The following is an 18,941-nucleotide window of genomic DNA, read 5'->3' as shown; positions in this document are numbered from 1 at the left end:
TCAGTTTTTAGGGGGAAGGAAGATGAAACGGTATTTAACATTAATTCTTTTTTTAGTAAGTATTCTTATTATCTACATTGGGGCTAAATTGCAGCTGTATTGGAGCGGAGTAGTTGCATGGGGGCTAGCCTTAGTATGTCTTATCTTTGCCGTACACTTTTCGAAGTACATTCCCAATGAAAAAGCCTCTAAAAAGAAAAAGAAGGAAATCTAGAAAAATCTCCCCGTTATCCATTTTCGTGACGAGGAGATTTTCATATTGTTCCCTTATTCAACTTCCTTCAAAGCGTCCACCCATGTATCTATTTCATCATCATCCATCTCATGTGTACCAAATTTGTTATATTGCACAACATGCAAGTTATTATCATCTACATACGCTCTGCCCAGCTGCACATGTTCTGAATATCCTTCTATATCTTCAGGTAAAGAAACAAAATAAATGACTTGGCTATCATCCTGTTCCAAAATCTTTGTTTCAGAATCTTCTAATTCATAACCGGCCTCCACATTAGCTGCATAACTTTCTATTGTATCAGGTGTAGCTTCATCAACCATTACTTCAACGGTTAATTGTTTATCATAATCTTCTGGAAAAGCAAATGTCAATATGCCATAATTAATATTTTCATCATATGAATAGATAGATACTTCCTCATCTATAGCGCTTAAATCTAAATCTTTGATAAGGTCCGTATATTCCCCTTCCAAATCATCCATGGATTCCACTTCTGATTCTTCAGGAAGTCCTGCTGCTTCTGACGATTCTATCTCTTCTCCGTTTTCATCAATCGCAGTCACATTAATTGGAACTGTTCTATATATCTTCCAATCATCGCCGTCTCTTTCCAGAATATGTGTAGCTTCTAAGCGATTATTTTCGCCCATACCGTCATGAAAATAAGTATCTTGCTCAATATAGACACTGGCGGAAGCATCATCTTTATCTTCCACAGACATTTCGATAATATCCGATTCTATATCTAAGCCCTCTAAACTTTCTATCTGCTCTCTGGACGTTTCAAAATCCGGAGATTCCGGATGAATTCCCTCCATATACGCGTCTATATCCTTTTCGTTAAAAGCTTCTAAATTTGCTGTCAACACATCGTATAATTCTTCATCTTCAGGTATCCCGCCTGCCGTCTGTTCATTTTCCACTTCTTCGGTTTGTTCTGCCTCTTCATTTTCTTCTTGTGTTTCCCCTTGCACATCCTCATCTTCACCATTGCCGCATGCACTGATAAATAGGAATAAAAGCATAATAAACAACAGATAACTTATTTTTTTCACTATCCATTCCCCTTTCTCAATACAAATTTATCATTTTCATCATAACATACGATAGATGGATTTTTTTAGCAATCTGCGCCATAATAAGATAAAGCGATATTTTATTCCGTCTAACTTTATTTCTGTCTCATCAGCTTAAAAGTTAGTATCCTAAGGATATCTGCTTAAAGGTATGGTCTCTTAAAGATTCTTGAACTATATCAATGGAGTTTTTACTGCTAGTTAAGCCGCGGATAATGTTATGAATGACCAATTTTGTTTTTAAGCATTGATGTTGGTATGGGACTGGGACTACCAATGTTGTCAGGTTAATCGACCGCTACGGAAAAACACTACGCTAGTTAGTCTTATGGCTACCTACTTGTATCAAATATAAATTTTATAAAAATCATTAACCTGACAACATTGCTGCAATTACTCGTCCTACCAAGTTCGTTGCATCATCATCATTTAATACATATAATAAATTTACGGAAACAAGTTACCTAAAGGAAAAATTGGGGGCACAGTCTATATGGATAATAAGGAAAATGAAAAATATATCATTCACTGTCAAAATGAATTTGACCCATTACAGCAAGTCATCGTTGTCCCGCCAGATTATATGAAAATTACAACGGTTATTAATGAAACACAGGCTTATTATGCAAACGAGAATATTGATATAAGAAAAGCTACCCAACAACATGATTTCTTTGTAAAAACGCTGGAGGATAACGATGTCGAAGTCATCTCCCTCCTGGCAAAACCAAATTTAAATGAACAAGTTTTTACCCGGGACATTGGTTTTACACTTCATGATACATTATTCGCGGCTAATATGGACCGGGATATTCGCAAGGAAGAAACCATTCTTTTAAAAAAGTGGCTGCGTGACGAACAGCTGGACTATACTTCTTTTTCCAATACAAGTATAGAGGGCGGAGATGTGATTCTTGACAGCAATCATATTTGGATTGGCTTAAGCCAGCGTACAAATCAGGCTGCAATCGATTATCTCTGTGAGCAATTCCCTCATCTGGAGATTACTGCTGTGCCACTGCAAGAGGATATTCTTCATTTGGATTGTGTATTTAATATCCTGGAGGACGGGTACGCATTAATTTACCGGGATGGGATGAGTGAAGCTGCCTATCAAAAGCTGAACGAACATTATACATTAATCGAAGTAACTAAAGAAGAGCAATTCAGTATGGCGCCAAACATCCTGTCTATTGGAGATAAAAAGGTAATCAGCCTTCCTGAAAATAAACGGGTAAATTATCTATTGAAAGAGTTTGGTTACCATATTATAGAAGTTCCTTTTTCTGAAATAATTAAATCCGGAGGCTCCTTCCGGTGCTGTACGCTTCCCCTTTATCGGAAGAAGTCATCTTAAACTGCGGGCGCTGATGCAAAATAGATCAGCTTTCGCAGTTTTTTTGCATCCATCTCCCTCCTGTATCAGCAGGACCTCTTCCCCCCTTCATTCGCCCTTATAATCATTCGATTACGTGAAACATCTTTTTTCTTTTATCAAAAAGGAGTATAATAGATTAATATGGGTAACTGTTTATTTAAATAACAGCTGGACCGTTATTTTTAGAGAATTCTATTTTGTAAGAGTATACATGCAAGAATTTTAGTTTAGGAAGGTTTGTGACGATGATGAGGAAAGATACGAATCAAACAGATGTCATTTTAATCGGTGGTGGAATCATGAGTGCCACGATTGGCTCCTTATTAAAAACACTGCAACCGGAATGGCAGATTAATGTTTTTGAAAAACTTGACCAGACTGCCCGGGAAAGTTCGGATGCATGGAATAATGCCGGCACAGGACACTCGGCTCTATGCGAAATGAACTATACACCGGAACAGGCAGATGGCACGCTTGATATTACGAAAGCAATAAAAATAAATGAACAATTTCAACTTTCGAAACAATATTGGTCTTACCTGGTGAAACAAGGTATATTAGAAAACCCTGATGATTTTATTCAAAACGTGCCGCATTTAAGCTTTGTAGAAGGCGAAAAAAATGTGAAATTTCTAAAGAAACGTGTAGAAGCTCTAAAGGATAATCCATTATTTGAAGGCATGGAGATTACGGATGATGAAGAAAAATTAAAAGAATGGATCCCGCTTATGATGGATGGACGTAATGATAATGAGGCTATTGCCGCTTCCAAAATTGAGTCAGGTACAGATATTAACTTTGGAAGCTTAACACGAAAACTGTTTGATCAGCTGGAGGAACAAGGTGGAACACGGCTCTACTTTAAGCATGAGGTAGAATCGATTACACGTACGAAAGATCAATTATGGAAAGTGAAAGTTAAGAATCTATTCAACGGCAAAGTTTCTTATCATAAAGCACGATTTGTATTTATTGGTGCTGGAGGCGGCAGCCTGCCTTTATTACAGAAAACAAATATCCCGGAATCAAAGCATATTGGCGGATTCCCGGTGAGCGGATTATTTATGGTTTGTAATAATCCGGAAGTTGTTGAACAGCATCACGCGAAGGTTTATGGAAAAGCAAAAGTCGGTGCACCGCCAATGTCTGTCCCGCATTTAGATACTCGATTTATTAACGGAAAACGCTCCTTATTATTTGGTCCTTTCGCTGGATTTTCACCGAAGTTTTTAAAAACCGGTTCAAACTTGGATTTATTCGGATCTATCAAGCCAAATAATTTAACCACTATGCTGGCAGCCGGAGCGAAAGAAATGGCCCTGACAAAATATCTTATTCAGCAGGTGCTCCTGTCAGATGAAAAAAGAATGGAAGACTTACGTGAATTCATTCCTAATGCCAAGAGTGGAGAATGGGATATTGTAGTTGCTGGTCAGCGGGTACAGGTTATTAAGGATACGGATACAGGCGGAAAAGGGACCCTTCAATTCGGGACCGAAGTAATCACTGCAGAAGATGGTTCGATTGCGGCTTTACTCGGCGCTTCCCCTGGAGCATCTGTCTCTGTTGACGTCATGCTTGATGTGCTTCAACGCTGCTTCCCGCATCATTTCACAAAATGGGAGCCGAAAATCAAGGAAATGATTCCATCGTACGGTGTTTCATTATCCGATCACCCTGATTTATTTGCTGATTTAAACAAGGAAATGAATGACGCATTGCAATTAGAAGCAGAAAAGGAAGTATTATTAAGCTAAGAAGATTAATACGAATGATTAATAAAAAGACTTCAATTCTATAAAAAATACTAGAATTGAAGTCTTTTTAATTTAAATTACTTTTACTGGAGTCCAGGAGACAGCATTCAATATAAAGGACGATAATTCTTCTTTATACTTTTCCACTTCCTCCGGGGAATGCTGAAATAAAATCAGGCCCCTGGCTGTAGATTCAATCAACGATATCACAAATTCACTATAATAGTCGGGGTGGATGTCTTCCCGGATTTCTCCATTCGCTTTTGCAGCCTTCAGATAGTCAGCAATCAGATCATATAATGGACGATAAATGACTCTCCACTTATCGATATCCCCGCTTCTGGTAATCCCTGCGTAAACAATCGAAGGAATAGTTCTATCTTCTTGGTTTACTTCAAAAATACGGTCTATTGCCAAACGTAAATTAGCATCCAGCCCAGCTTCTATATCTCCATGCTCAGTAAGGTATTGCGTATAATTGGAGATGATTTGCTGTGCTAAATCCGGGAGAACATCCATTTTGCTGTTATAGTATAAATAAAATGTACCTTGAGCAATCCCGGCTTCTTTCACAATCTGGGAGACACGTGTATCTTCTAATCCTTTTTCTTTAAAAATCTGATAGGCACTCTCTAAAATAAGCTCTTTTTTATTTGATATTCTAGCCATCTCTATGCCCCCTTTTAAAATTTTTAAAACTGACTGATTGTCATTCATTTATATTTATGATACCATACTTCTAGTAAAAGATGAACATTAAAAAATCAAAAGTACCGATTCTGGCAGCCATTGGATACTTCAATCTGTATGTATAAAGCATAAAATAAGACACTTAACCAAAATCTATAGGCGAGAAACTACATTGAATTTGTTATGTTCAGCCGCTAGAGGAAGACAACATATTTATTCTTTTATATCAACTATAGATGTTAGCGTTGATTCTGAAATAATAACACTTTTATAATTTTTTATTTACCCGACTTAGAAAAGAGGAGAATTTTTTTGAAAAAAGCTTTTAAAATTACAAAACAAGATATGAAAAACATCATTCGGGTTCCTTCCGTTCTTATTTTGATTATTGGGTTAGCCATCCTCCCTTCTTTTTATGCTTGGTTTAATATAAAAGCATCCTGGGATCCTTACTCCAATACAGAAGGAATTAAAATCGGCGTAGTCAGTGACGATGCCGGGACAGAAGTGGAAGACCGCTCCATTAATATGGGAGACGAACTGATAGAAAACTTAAAGGAAAATGATTCGTTAGGCTGGCAATTCGATGATTCTATTGAAGAAGCAGATGAAAAGGTGTATACAGGAGAATACTTCGCCACTATTCATATTCCTGAAAGCTTTTCGGAGGATGTAGCCAGTATACTTAATGAAGAACCAAGGAGCGCCATCGTCCAATATAAAGTGAATGAAAAGGTCAATGCCATTGCGCCCAAAATGACCAGCACCGGAGCTACACAAATCACAGAAACCATTAATGATGAATTTGTGCAGACAACAGCAAAAACATTACTGGAAGAATTTAATAATGCTGGGATTGAGCTCGAAGAAAATCTGCCTACCATGCAAAAAATAAGAGATGCTGTTTATAATCTTCATGATCACATTGATGATATTGATGAAGCAGGCGACCTTATTGTTCAGTTAGACGAAGATCAAGATACGATTCAGAACTATGCAGATACATTAGACAGTTTACAGGAGTATGAGTCAAACATTCGGGAAGGCGGAGACCAGATTCTGACTGCCCAGTCCCATCTGGATGATATCAACAGGCTGGGAAATGCTGTAGTTGAATTAAATCAATCCATGCCTGATATCGAAAATGCCTTAACTCGAATCAGCTCTATTCAGCAATACTTCCCTGCGATTAACCAGGGGCTGGAGGATGCTTATGCAGCAAGTATTACTGCCGGCGATACATTAGCAGATGTACAAGAACGTATTCCTGAAATCAATAATCAAATTCAGGACTATCAAAATCAGGTTGATAATGCACAGGATACGTTAGAAGAAGCAGAACAAGTAACCGATGAAGTATCAGAGCTTGTCAACAGCCGGATTAATGAAGCAGAGGAAATTATCAATGGACTGCCTTCCTTTGATTTTGATACAGAAGAACCCGTAACACCTGATTTTGTAAATAACATTAAGGATTCAGTCAATGATTCTCAAGGCAGCCTGGAAGAAATGCTGGATGAGCTTCGTAATTCGGACAGCCTGGAGTCAAATGAATCCTTAGATAAATTAAGCAGCGCTGCTGATGGGACAATAGAGCAAGGGAATGACCTTTCTGCTGAATTAGAGGATAAGCTTGCTCAAATAGAAGCAGATAATTTTACGGAAGAGGATATCAATACGTTAAATGAGGCAATAGCTAATTACCAGTCCTCTTTCGACGAGGTCAAAGAAGATTTAGCAAATGCGGAATTTGTTCCAGATACCTCACAAAATGAAGAGAACGAAGAAACCGATGAGAATAGTGATAATGCCGAAGAAGGTACCGAAGAGGATAACGAAGAAAGCAGCAATGACACGGAAGAAAACACAGAACAAGAAAGCGAAGAAAATAATGATAATGCTGCGGAAGAAACAGAGCAATCCGAAGATACACCGGAAACTCAAGCGCGTGATGAAGAAATCGACCAAGTCATTAATGAACTTCATGACGATACGATGCAGGCTTTTGATGAAATTTCCAATGTATTGGATCAAAATATAGACCTTGCTAAAAGCAATATACAGCAACTGCCTGAATTGATTGCCATGAAGGAAAATCCTGACCGGGCAGAATATGCAGAAGAGCAGCTTCAAGCGATTCAGGACAGTATCGAGGGGCTTCAATCCTCTATTACAAGCACGGAGAACTCACTTGCTTTATTAGAAACTCCGGAGAATAAAGAGGAATTGGATAACATTCAAGAGGCTCTTGAAAGCGGCGATTCTAATTTAAATAATATCATTGATTTTCTGGAAAACGGCAATTTAGACCTTAGCCAGTTGGAAGACGTGAAGGATAATGCCATAAATGATTTGAATACGTTACAAACCTTTAACGAGGACACATTAGAACCATTTGTGAATAATGCTTTCACTACGCTAGAAAATAGGTTAAATGATGCAGATTCTAAATTAAACGCCGCATTGGAATATACCGATTTAGCTTCTGATTATTTATCGGAAGCAGCAACGGTCGTCAATGATTCACAGTATTATTTAAACCTTTTAAATGAGAATTTACCATATTATGAAGAACAATTCAGCGATGTCTCTGACACCGTAAATCAACACTTCCCTGAATTTAAAAATGGGGTGAATATGGCAAGCGGCTTTTTCCAGAATGATATGCCGCATTTAGAGGATGAAATAAATAATTTAGCCGGCTTTGTTACAAACGATATGGATGATTTAATTGCGCAATATGAGAATTTAAATTCCCTTGTGCAGGATAATTTACCGGAAGCGCAGGAAGCTATTGGGGAAATGGCTGATTTTATCCGAGATGATTGGCCAGGATACAAAGAAGATATCCAAAATGCCTACGACCGGATAAAACAGATGGAAGACGATCAAATTATCGAGGAATTAATTGCTGCATTGCAGAATGATTTAAGCGATGAAACAGAATATTTCTCCCGTCCGGTACAGCTGGATGAAGAAAAACTCTTCCCTATTCCAAACTATGGCTCTGCCAACACACCATTTTATACCGTTCTGGCAATATGGGTTGGTGCATTACTGCTTTGTAATTTGATTACAACGGATCTAAAAGATAAAAATAGAGAAGAATTCAGCTTAAGAGATATCTATCTTGGCCGAATGACCTTGTTCTTGATTGTAGCTGTTTTACAGGCTGTCATTGTTTCACTCGGCAATATCTTTATACTCGATGCTTATATGGCACACCCTGTTTACTTTACACTCTTTAGCGTCTTGATTGCGTTAGCGTTTATGATTATCGTATACACGTTAGTTTCCTTATTTGGAAACGTCGGAAAGGCGATTGCGATCATCTTTATGATTCTGCAATTATCAGGCGGCGGCGGAATGTTCCCAATCCAAGTAGCGCCGGAATTTTTCCAGGCTATTCACCCATTCCTGCCGTTCACGTATGCTATTGATATTCTAAGAGAAGCGACCGGCGGTATTGTATGGTCTGTTGTTTACAACCGATTCCTTATACTGGCGATTTTCCCGGCTATCTTTATTCTTCTAGGATACACTTTCCGGCCATGGATTGCACCGCGTGTTCATAAAGCCTATCTTAAGAGCAAGAAAAGTAATATGATTGATTAACAAAATGATGATCATTTAATAATAATAAGATTACAAACAGTCCGGCCAGCGCTTTGCCGGGCTGTTTTTTTATGCAATCCTACTTTTTCTATTTAAAAGGGACAGGCAATAAAAAATCTTATTCATCAACGATTCGCATTCCAGATTATAAAGATTTACAAGAAAGTAAATATGCCTTCAAAACGCCCTTTAACGAATGACACGTTTTCTGATAAAATGATTAGTATCTTTTATTTTTAAAGGCTGTTCAAAATGGAGAATAACAACGGAGGTTTATGGTGAAGTATTTCATAATGATTTTACAAATAGGTATCTTATTTCTTTTTAATTTTATTGGCCAGCTTATTCAAGGCTTCTTCTCCCTGAGTATTCCCGGCAGCCTTATTGGGATGCTGCTGCTTTTCAGCCTGTTGTTTTTCAAAGTCATTCCATTGACATGGATGCAGGCAGGCGTTGATTTTCTTTTAAAAGATATCCCATTTTTCTTTATCCCGGTTACCATTGGAATTATCCAATACCTATCCTTTTTTTATGGAAAGGGCAGCTTGTCCATTCTATTGGTTATTGTGAGTACCTTCATTGTTATCGGCGTCAGCGGAATCGTAACAAATCTCATCTTAAAAAAAGAGGTGAAATCCTATGACTAACCTCTTTATTGGGATAACGGTGATTACAGGAACGTTTATCCTGTATCGATTATCCAAGAGAATCTATCGAAGAAAACCAACACCGTTCACCATGCCCATTTTCCTGTGTACGGCAAGTATAGTCATTTTCTTATCCTTAACAGGCATCTCTTATGAAACCTATATGATCGGCGGTCAGTGGATCGATATTTTTCTCGGCCCTATCGTTGTTTCTCTCGCTGTTCCTTTGTACAGGGAGATTCATTTAATCAAAAAATATGCAGGAGCGATAGGTATCGGCGTATTTGCCGGTTCTCTGACTGGTGTTTTCACCGGAATAGCAGGAGCAAAGCTACTAGGTTTTGACGACTGGATGATTCAGACTGTAGCAGCCAAATCTGTGACTGCTCCTATTGCGATCAGTATTACGGACACAGCAGGCGGGAATGTCTCCCTAATCGCTGTATTCGTTATGCTAGCTGGTGTCAGCGGAGCAATGTTTGGACCTGTTATTTTAAAAATTTGCCGGATTGAGCATCCCATCGCTAAAGGACTCAGTATTGGAACGGCTTCTCATGCGATAGGGACGGCAAAGGTATTAGAGGACAGCGAAATGGAAGGCGCCATCAGCGCTTTATCCATGACACTCAGTGCTGTGGTTGTTTCTTTTCTTGTTCCGATATTCTTATTATTATTTATTACATCATGAAAGCATTCGTTATTTTTGTACATAAAAGAAATGCTGTATCTTATTGGAGTATTGCACTGTTATTACTTAGCGATGCAAGGAGGCGGCTTTATTGAAAAGGATTTGGCTATTCGTTGGATTGGCTGGCATACTGCTTCTTTCCGGCTGTTTTAATAAAAGTCAAAAAGGCGATGAACTGATTTCCTATTATAATCATTGGATGGAAAATTGGGAAATAGATAGTTCTACATACTCCTCCCTTAATTGGACAGAGGATGCCGAAGAAATGTTACTTATTATCGAAAACGATATATTGCCTGTTTTAACAAAAAGTGTTGACTATCTAGAGCAGACAGATTTGGAATATCGTGCTGTTAATGATTTAAACGAATTACTATTAGACAGAGAGTCTTATTTATTAGCATTATTCCAAGAGCTTGCTGATGAGTTAAACCCTGACAGTACGGAATCAGAAACAGAAATTGCTTTGGAGAAATTCAATGAAAACAGCATGCCAATTGCTGATAAAAATAAGGAACTTGCAGAGAGTTTAGATACGTTAATGGATAAATATCATGTCTATTGGATTACCGAGTATGACTCAAATGGAGAAGAATTAGAAAGATTAGGAAAGGGCAGATAAGAAAGGCAGAAAGGAAGGAACGCTTTGCGAAATATTTTTGGGTCTGTGCTATATTTATGTATCTTTATTATATTATCCGGCTGCGTTGATCCTCATGACAAGGCAGAAGTGGGAAGCCTGGACGTACTGGAAGACTTTATTCATGAATTAAATCACGGCGACCTTATTATTGATTCAGATGATCCGGAAGAGGTCATCGAAACAGTTGACGATCAGCTGGGCGAATATTTTTCTGGTGATTTTTCCAGAAAAGTTGACTATCAAATCCGAAACAGCATGGAAGGAAATCCGAATTATGAAGAAACTCCTGAAAATATCACTTTTTTTCTAACAAATACGGGTGACGGATTCCGCTATTCTCAAATTGAAGCTTCCAGAAGAGAAGGCGTATCATCCTGGCTGACTCAGGACGATAAAATTGTAGGCACAGAGATTCGTATCACCTTGCCATCAGATATTCCTGAACAGGATTCCAAATACGAGCTGTACGACAATATTACGATGATGAAAATAGATAATAAATGGTACATTGATGATATTGAATATTTTGATGAGAGATATGTTCAATGAATCCAGCAAAATGATTCAAAGCGCCGTAATCTTTAAAGTGATTAGGCGCTTTTTTGGTACCTTCAATCGTGCTACAAACTCATCTTCCTATTTCAGAATCCAGCAAATCTGTAATAAACATATGGCCTGGAGCATGCGTAATCATTATTTCAATTTTTGCTTGAAGAGCTACAAGCTGGGGTGTTACGCCACATGCCCAAAACACCGGAATTTCATCTTCCTTTATTTCTACAGAATCACCATATTCAGGAGCCAGCAGGTTTTTGATTCCCAGCTTCTCTGGATAACCAACCTGTACCGGCGCCCCATGCATCGTTGGGAAGGCCGATGTGACTTGAACAGCAGCAGGCACATGATCGGCCCGGATCGGACGCATGGAAACCACCATATTCCCTTGAAAGGCCCCTGCCCCATAACAGGGCACATTGGTTTCATACATCGTAACATTTTGTTTGTTTTCTATATGCCTCAAAGGAATTCCAGCCGCTATTAAAGCATTTTCAAAAGTAAAGCTGCATCCAATCAAAAAGCTGATAAAATCCTCACGCCATTCTTCTGTAATATCTGTTACTTCATCTGCCAGCTTCCCGCGTCTAAAAATCCGATATCTCGGAGTATCCGTTCTAATATCTGCGTCTGGTGCAGAGCTTACAGGTGTATAGGAGCCTGCATCCGTCACTTCAATTAATGGGCACGACTTCGGATTTCGCATACAAAATAAGAGAAAGTCATACGCATGCTTCTTTGGGACAATGACAAGGTTCGCCTGCACATGAGACGGAGCCAGCCCTGCTGTGGGTTTAGTCCACTCTCCTTTTCGAATAGTCATCCTTTCCTTTAACACTGCAATCACCTCTGCAAAAATATTTTATTTGGAGTAAAAACCGCTCTCTTTCTCTATAAAGTTCTTGTGCTTCTTCGACATCTACCTCCCGGAAACGAATTTTACCGCCCGGGACAAGCTGAGCTACTTTCGGAAGGTCAACAGAAATAACTGTAGCAATTCTCGTATATCCGCCAGTCGTTTGCCGGTCGGCCATCAATATGATTGGCTGGCCATTCACCGGCACTTGCACACCTCCAAACGGAATGGCATCCGACCAAATATCTGCTCCATTTTTATGAGCAATAGCCTTTGATTGGAGCCGATACCCCATCCGGTCTGCCTGCGGACTAACGAGATGTACGTTATTGAAAAAGTTATCTATTCCTTCCTTTGTAAATCGCTCCGTATGCGGGCCTTTCACGACACGAAGCTCTACTTCCTTACGATATCTGGGAATTTCCGTATGCATTAATCCAACTCCCGCTTTTCCATTCACCGCATAACCGAAAATCGTATCTTCCTTTTCAACGTGCTTCCCAATTCCAGCTTTTTGATAAGTCGATTTACTGCCCATAACTACTGGTGAGTCAAACCCGCCCGAGACAGATAAATAAGTCCGTATCCCCGATTGAGGAGCACCAAATGTCACATAATCATCCTTTTTAAGCTGGATTGATTTCCACATCGGTGCTGCTTTACCATTTATCATAGGACTTAAATCTGCGCCACAAATAGCTATCGTTGCTTCCGATAATACAACCAGCTCCGGGCCCATCATGGTTATTTCCAGACAGGCCTCATCTCTTCTGTTTCCAACTAAGAGATTGGCTGTCTGCAAAGCGAATGGATCCATTGCTCCAGAGACAACAACGCCGTATTTTTGAAAGCCGGTTCTTCCCAAGTCTTGGATCGTGGTTAACAGTCCTGGTTTCACCACTTTAAAAAGCGGCCGCTGCTCCACTTTATTCTCCAACACGTTTCATCCGAATCCCTTCTTGTTCCAAACGCTGCCGCAATTCCTTTGCAAACAGAAGGGCGTGCTGTCCATCTCCATGAACACAAATGGTGTCGGCTTCCACCTGAACTTCTTCTCCATCAACGGAGGTGACTTTCCCTTCAAAAACCATGCTGCGTACTTGTTCAATTGCTTTTTCGACCTCTGTAATCATTGCATTTTTTTCTGTACGGGCTGTCAACGAACCATCCGATTGATACGTTCTGTCAGCAAATACTTCCGAAGCTGTTTTTAATCCGTATTTTTTCCCCGCACGAATCAATTCACTTCCTGACGACCCGAAAAGAATTAATTCTTCATCTACTTGAGCTGTCGCCTTCGCAATTGCTTCAGCAATCTCCCGGTCTTTCGCTGCCATATTGAACAAGGCTCCATGCGGTTTCACATGCTGCATAGGCACCTCATAAATGTTACAAAACGCCTTTAAAGCACCAATTTGGTAAGCTGTTAAATGAAAAACTTCATCGGGGTCCACTTGAATCGCCCTTCTGCCAAAACCAATCAGATCCGGCAAGCCTGGATGGGCTCCAATTCCTACCTGCTTTTCTTTAGCCATTTTAACGGTTTTCCCCATAACATTATAATCTCCGGCATGAAAGCCGCAAGCAATGTTTGCAGAGGTGACTACCTCCAAAATTTCGTTATCAAGACCTATCGTATAAGCTCCAAAACTCTCCCCCAAGTCACTGTTTAAATCAATGCTTCTTTGTTTCATCATCGAACACTTCCTTTCTTACTTTATAGCTGCCGTTCTTTACCGCTTGTTCTATTGCTTCATACTCTTCTTCCGTAATCGAAACAAAGCGGATTTTATCTCCTGCCTGAAATAAAAATGGATTCTCCTGGGAAGGATCAAATAAGGTGACAGGTGTACGTCCTATAATATTTGCACCGCCTGGAGACTGCAATGAGTATATCACTGTTTGCTCCCCGGCAATTCCTACCGACCCTGCCGGAACATGTAATCTCGGGCTTTCCAGCCGCGGTGTGCAAATAGATTTAGACAGTCCGCCCATATAAGGAAAGCCCGGCAGAAATCCCATCATATAAATAAGATAATCTGTACCTGAATGAATCTCGATTACTTCTTCTTTCGTTAATTGATTAGAGCGGGCGACATGTTCCAAATCAGAACCTGTTTCTCCGTCATATAAAGTTGGAATAAATATCCGATTCCACTGCTCCGCTTTATCCTGTGATGCATAACTGGATAAACCGGATAATTTTTCACAGACAGCATGATACGTAATCTGGTCTGGCAAATAATAAACAGAAACGCAATCATAGGCGGGAACCCATTCTATGACCCCTTTGATACGCTCTTTTTTTAGCAGAAGGCAAAAGCTCCTGATCTTTTTATTTAGTCCAGAGGAAACCTGTTCGCAAAACTGTACTCGTACCCCTGTATCTCCTAATGGCTGAAAGATAATATTTTGCATAGCGATTCCTCCAGCTAACCTATTATATTAAATGATAATAAAGCCAAAAGTACTGTAATGGCAAACACAACCCAGCCTGCAATGTTTATCCATAGCTTGTTGACGTTCTCGCCCAGCATCCGGCGGTTGTTCATGACAAACAGCAAAAACAGAACGATAACAGGTAAAATTAAGCCATTTGCATATTGGGAAAACACAATAATCTCAATCGGGCTGTATCCCAATCCTGAAAAAATCACTCCTATTAAAATAATAACCATCCAAACGGCTCTGAATTTCATGGATTTTAAATTCCTGTCCCAGCCAAAAACACCTGTAATAGCATAAGCGGCTCCTAGTGGCGCCGTCATCGTTGAAGTTATACCCGCAGCAAAAATACCAATCGAAAATACATATTTTGCCCAAGAACCAAGCAGCGGCTCTAATTGAATAGCCATTTCAGCTGGGTTATCAATGATTGTTCCAAGCGGGAAAGCCATTGCGGCAGTGATAACAATCGAGGCCGTAACAATACCAACCACAATCAATGATGTAACAATGTCAAACCGGCTTTCACCTATCCCGCTTTTATCCTTCCACCGCTCCTGAACCGTTGCTGACTGCAAAAAAAGCGTATACGGAACAATCGTTGTACCGATTAGAGAGATCACAAGGATAATGGAGCCATCCGGAATTGCCGGTATAAATGCGCCTTCGAAAATAGCCGATAAATCAGGTTTAACCACAATTGCCGTAATTAAAAAACTGAGTACCATTAAACCAATTAATACAACGAAAACTTTTTCAAGTATTTTGTATGTGCCAAACCAGAGCAGGACTCCGGCTGAAATACCGATAATTACACCCCATGTCTGGATAGGAAAACCCGTTAAAGTCGTCAGACCGATAGCACCGCCGACGATATTGCCTGTCTCATAAGCTGCGTTGCCGACTCCAATAGCGGCAACAACTAGTATGATTGTCAACATTCTTAATAAAGGATTTTCAAACTGTTCCCTAAAGGCTGTACCCAAATCTTTTCTTGTAACAATTCCTAACCGGGTAGCCATTTCCTGTAAGACCATGGTAGCAATAACAGAGAACAGCAAAGACCAGATCAAGATAAAACCGAATTGGGCACCAACCTGACTGGCAGTTGTTATCGTTCCCGGCCCGATAATAGCAGCAGCTACAATAGCGCCGGGTCCGACATTTTTTAACCTTAATAAAATCTTTTTCATGGTAACTCCCCCATTGTTTATTTTCTTTAAACAAACTTTCAGATTTTAAAAAAGGCTGATTTTGGCAGTATTTCATCGTTAGCTTTGCTTACAATCCGAAGAAGCGCAGGTGAATAACTGAAATAAGTGTAAGCAAGTCTAGTTTTGTTTTTCAACCTTTTCTGCTTCGATGTCATCCACCCGTCATCATTTCAATTAATCCCATTAATTAAAGCGTTTTCATTTATAACTTTAAATGTAACTCGATAAAGGAGATTTCATCAAGTTACATTCATTTTTTAGCTTGCTCTAATTAAAAATTCCGGTATATTCTTTATAAGCTCACTCCAGCAACCAATTGAATTTCAACAGGTGCATTTCCCGGTAACGAGGATACACCAATCGCTGCCCTGCTGCCTATCCCCGCCTCATCCAATTGTTCGTATAAATATTCGGAAGCAGCATTTGCCAGACTTGAATGGGATTGAAATGCTTCCTCTGCATTCACATAAACGGTGAGTGATAAAATCTGCGTGAGCTGTTCCCCCTCCGTAAGTGTGTTCACAGCAGCAGTTAAGGCATTTGCAACTGCTTGTTTGACTGCTGGATAATAGGTCGATACAGATTCTGTTGCAACAACCTTCCCGCTCTGAAGCAGCACACCATTCTTTCTTGGTGTCATCCCGGCTGTATAAATAATATTTCCAAACCGGGATGCTGGAAGATATTTTCCCTGTGGAATCGGATTACTCCCTTCATTTGATAGCTGCATTACGATACGCCTCCACTACTTGGATAACACGTTCCATTGCTTCTACCGCCGCTTGATGATCCTGTGAAAAATTTATCCGAAAGCTGTCACCAAATTGTGGACCGAATTCCGTTCCTGGTGTTACGGTAACACCAGCCTGAAGACGAAGTGCTTTCACAAACTGATTGATTGAAATACCCAGTTCCGGAATTCTCGGGAATAAATAACTGCCCGCTTCTGTCGCTCTTACCTGAAATCCCTTAGCTGCACGTATTTTGGCGACCAGATCATCACGGATTGCCTGATGTGCTCTAATTCGGTCTTCCATCCAGCCTGCCGGTTCAGAAAACCATGTTTTCAAGACGGCCTGATTATATCCGCCAGCACGCAATGATACGATAGCCTGCAGTTTTTCCATTCGGTTAATCATTCTTGCCGAACCAAAAGCGACCCCTAACCTGTATCCGCTAAGTGATTCTGTTTTGGAAGGTCCCATGATCGTAATGACGTTTTCTCGATCAATCCGTTTCTCCGCACATAAATGGGTATACGTCCGTCCTTCAAAAATTTGCCGCGAGTAGAGCTGATCAACAATCACGGTTGCTCCATATTGTTCTGCTAAACCGGCAATCTTCTGAATTTCATCCCGGGAATAAATAACACCCGTCGGATTATTGGGATTTGAGAATAAAAAGAGTTTCACTCCTGATTGAAAAGCATGCTCCAGCTGCATTAAATCTAAACTGGCTGATGTGTCTGTTTTGTAATAATCCATCTGGACAGGAACGACTTCCCCATCAAAAAATTCAACAAGCTTCCGATTGGCAAAATAGTCCGGTTCTACAATAGCAACCTTATCTCCTCTGGCCACCGTTGATCCCATTGCGAGAAATAGCGCTCCCTGGGTTCCAGGCGTCAGGATAACATGTTGATCCGGGTCAATGCTTGTGTTCGTAAAATCAGCAAGCTTTTTAGCTAGATTCTCCCGGATATCCATCCCCCCGCGGTATTCTGTGTAGGCCTGCTTCCCTCCAAGATGAACTCCTTCCACAAAGGCATCTAAAGATCCCGGGATTGGTTGAAATGCATCTACATCCCCATGTGAAAAGTCCACCGGCCTACCGGGAATTTTCTCAAAAGGGACATCCATTTCATTCGTTTTCTGGCGTCCTTCTTGACCAGGAGCATATTCTGCACCAAGCTTTAAAAACTTTTCTTCTATCAAATCCATGATTAACCCTCTTTTCTATGATTGAAAATAGTATACCTTTACAAAATATCTGCAAATTCATTATAGTTATAATAGTATCCCATCTTAGATACGAACTCCAATACGAAATAATTTATAACAATATAGGTATTTCTCTATACATAATTTGAGGGGGAATGAAATGCTGAAAAATATGGAGTATGTATATGCAGTATATTTAAATAAGAGCTTTTCGAAAGCTGCCGGCGAATTATATATTTCCCAGCCTGCGCTCAGTGCAACAATTAAAAAAGTGGAAGAAGAGATAGGTCTTCCTATTTTCGATAGAAGCAGCAATCCCATTCAATTAACAAAGGCTGGTGAATATTATATTGAATCCATCAAGGCTATTATGAACATTGAAAAAGAAATGAGGAGCTATTTTAGTCACTTAGCAGAAGATAATCAAGGTACCATCAGTGTTGGAGGCGCGTCCTTCTTTTGCACACATATCCTGCCGAAAATCGCTCAAGAATTTAAGGAAGAATATCCAGATTATAGGGTAAATCTTCTGGAAGCCAATGCGGATGATCTGATAAAATGTCTGCGCACAGGGATTGTTGATATGATGATCGATGTGGAGAAAAAGGACATTTCTAAAATGTTTGATTCCTTTGTCTGGGCGGAAGAACATATTTTGCTGGCGGTTCCTTCAAGCTATGAAATAAATAATAAGCTTCGTAACTATCAAATCACCTTTCAAAATATAGCTAATGGAAACTATTTAAGTGAACGGTATCCTAAGATAAACCTGAAAGAATTTCAGAATGAAGATTTCCTGCTATTAAAAAAAGGGAATGACCTTCACCAGCGAAGTTTAAAAATGTGTAGAAATGCCGGCTTTACACCAACTATATCCATGTATCTTGACCAGATGCTGACCTCCTATTACATTGCCAGTAATGAAAAGGGAATTGCTTTTGTTCGGGCCAGCGTAACGCATTACTTAGAAGCAACCAATAAATTATGCTTTTACAAAATTGATGATGACAACGCCCGTCAAAATATTATGCTGTATTATAAAAAAACACAGCCGCTTCCGAAAGTCGGCACAGATTTTATTTCATTTATCAAGGAGAAAAAAATCGATCATCTGTGAGTTTTATCATGCTGCGATGGTTGATTTTACGAAACACGTATGAAGCATTCCTTTCAGCTTTTCATAAAACGAAACTTCATTC

Annotated in this window: 18 protein-coding genes; 9 read left to right on the top strand and 9 right to left on the bottom strand. The window is 39.7% G+C overall.

Features of this window, described 5'->3' with window-relative positions:
* Positions 1–22 precede the first annotated feature (22 nt).
* Complete coding sequence (locus MKX55_RS05465; RefSeq protein ID WP_339183038.1) at positions 23–214, top strand: hypothetical protein; 192 nt, start codon at positions 23–25, stop codon at positions 212–214.
* 53 nt (positions 215–267) lie between these two features.
* Here MKX55_RS05465 and MKX55_RS05460 read toward each other — a convergent pair whose 3' ends face one another.
* Positions 268–1,293 carry a hypothetical protein gene (locus MKX55_RS05460; protein WP_339236678.1) on the bottom strand — a complete coding sequence of 342 codons (1,026 nt, stop codon included), beginning with the start codon at positions 1,291–1,293 and terminating at the stop codon, positions 268–270.
* Between the two features lie 514 nt (positions 1,294–1,807).
* On the opposite strand from MKX55_RS05460, the gene MKX55_RS05455 reads away from it, so the two are divergent.
* On the top strand, positions 1,808–2,671 hold the full coding sequence (locus MKX55_RS05455) for an arginine deiminase family protein (RefSeq protein WP_339236676.1): 864 nt from the start codon (positions 1,808–1,810) through the stop codon (positions 2,669–2,671).
* 269 nt (positions 2,672–2,940) lie between these two features.
* On the top strand, positions 2,941–4,449 hold the full coding sequence (gene mqo, locus MKX55_RS05450) for a malate dehydrogenase (quinone) (protein WP_339238430.1): 1,509 nt from the start codon (positions 2,941–2,943) through the stop codon (positions 4,447–4,449).
* Positions 4,450–4,521: 72 nt separating this feature from the next.
* On the opposite strand, the gene MKX55_RS05445 is transcribed toward mqo, so the two are convergent.
* A complete protein-coding gene (locus MKX55_RS05445) occupies positions 4,522–5,118 on the bottom strand; it encodes a TetR family transcriptional regulator (protein WP_339183033.1) in 597 nt (198 codons plus the stop codon).
* 333 nt (positions 5,119–5,451) lie between these two features.
* Between MKX55_RS05445 and MKX55_RS05440 the strand changes: the two genes are divergently transcribed.
* The 5 genes from MKX55_RS05440 to MKX55_RS05420 all read left to right on the top strand — a co-directional run bounded on the left by MKX55_RS05440 (position 5,452) and on the right by MKX55_RS05420 (position 11,281).
* A complete protein-coding gene (locus MKX55_RS05440) occupies positions 5,452–8,754 on the top strand; it encodes a YhgE/Pip domain-containing protein (protein WP_339236674.1) in 3,303 nt (1,100 codons plus the stop codon).
* Between the two features lie 293 nt (positions 8,755–9,047).
* Positions 9,048–9,401, top strand: coding sequence for a CidA/LrgA family holin-like protein (locus MKX55_RS05435; protein ID WP_339183029.1), 354 nt, complete (start codon positions 9,048–9,050; stop codon positions 9,399–9,401).
* Positions 9,394–10,089 (top strand): LrgB family protein, encoded by a 696-nt coding sequence (locus MKX55_RS05430; protein WP_339236671.1) that lies wholly within the window; start codon positions 9,394–9,396, stop codon positions 10,087–10,089. The genes MKX55_RS05435 and MKX55_RS05430 overlap by 8 nt, the downstream gene beginning before the upstream one ends.
* Positions 10,090–10,180: 91 nt before the next feature.
* Positions 10,181–10,711, top strand: coding sequence for a hypothetical protein (locus tag MKX55_RS05425; protein WP_339236669.1), 531 nt, complete (start codon positions 10,181–10,183; stop codon positions 10,709–10,711).
* A gap of 24 nt (positions 10,712–10,735) precedes the next feature.
* Positions 10,736–11,281, top strand: a complete 546-nt coding sequence (locus tag MKX55_RS05420; protein WP_339236667.1) for a hypothetical protein — start codon at positions 10,736–10,738, stop codon at positions 11,279–11,281.
* Between the two features lie 79 nt (positions 11,282–11,360).
* On the opposite strand, the gene MKX55_RS05415 is transcribed toward MKX55_RS05420, so the two are convergent.
* From MKX55_RS05415 to MKX55_RS05385, 7 genes are all read right to left on the bottom strand, one after another.
* The gene (locus tag MKX55_RS05415; RefSeq protein WP_339236664.1) at positions 11,361–12,110 is read right to left on the bottom strand and encodes a putative hydro-lyase; all 750 of its coding nucleotides are present in this window, start codon (positions 12,108–12,110) and stop codon (positions 11,361–11,363) included.
* A complete protein-coding gene (locus MKX55_RS05410) occupies positions 12,082–13,080 on the bottom strand; it encodes a biotin-dependent carboxyltransferase family protein (protein ID WP_339183020.1) in 999 nt (332 codons plus the stop codon). The genes MKX55_RS05415 and MKX55_RS05410 overlap by 29 nt, the downstream gene beginning before the upstream one ends.
* Complete coding sequence (locus tag MKX55_RS05405) at positions 13,070–13,840, bottom strand: 5-oxoprolinase subunit PxpA (RefSeq protein ID WP_339236662.1); 771 nt, start codon at positions 13,838–13,840, stop codon at positions 13,070–13,072. The genes MKX55_RS05410 and MKX55_RS05405 overlap by 11 nt, the downstream gene beginning before the upstream one ends.
* Positions 13,818–14,561, bottom strand: coding sequence for a 5-oxoprolinase subunit PxpB (gene pxpB / locus MKX55_RS05400; RefSeq protein WP_339236659.1), 744 nt, complete (start codon positions 14,559–14,561; stop codon positions 13,818–13,820). The genes MKX55_RS05405 and pxpB overlap by 23 nt, the downstream gene beginning before the upstream one ends.
* A gap of 14 nt (positions 14,562–14,575) precedes the next feature.
* Positions 14,576–15,781 (bottom strand): Nramp family divalent metal transporter, encoded by a 1,206-nt coding sequence (locus tag MKX55_RS05395; RefSeq protein ID WP_339236657.1) that lies wholly within the window; start codon positions 15,779–15,781, stop codon positions 14,576–14,578.
* Between the two features lie 313 nt (positions 15,782–16,094).
* A complete protein-coding gene (locus tag MKX55_RS05390; RefSeq protein ID WP_339236655.1) occupies positions 16,095–16,532 on the bottom strand; it encodes a RidA family protein in 438 nt (145 codons plus the stop codon).
* The gene (locus tag MKX55_RS05385; RefSeq protein ID WP_339236652.1) at positions 16,516–17,742 is read right to left on the bottom strand and encodes a pyridoxal phosphate-dependent aminotransferase; all 1,227 of its coding nucleotides are present in this window, start codon (positions 17,740–17,742) and stop codon (positions 16,516–16,518) included. The genes MKX55_RS05390 and MKX55_RS05385 overlap by 17 nt, the downstream gene beginning before the upstream one ends.
* Positions 17,743–17,902: 160 nt before the next feature.
* Between MKX55_RS05385 and MKX55_RS05380 the strand changes: the two genes are divergently transcribed.
* Positions 17,903–18,859: a LysR family transcriptional regulator gene (locus tag MKX55_RS05380; protein WP_339236649.1), complete on the top strand. Its 957-nt coding sequence runs from the start codon at positions 17,903–17,905 to the stop codon at positions 18,857–18,859.
* Positions 18,860–18,941 lie beyond the last annotated feature (82 nt).

It is taken from the genome of Oceanobacillus sp. FSL W7-1281, from assembly GCF_037969835.1.
GTDB lineage: Bacteria > Bacillota > Bacilli > Bacillales > Amphibacillaceae > Oceanobacillus > Oceanobacillus oncorhynchi.
This window is presented reverse-complemented; position numbering and strand designations above follow the sequence as displayed.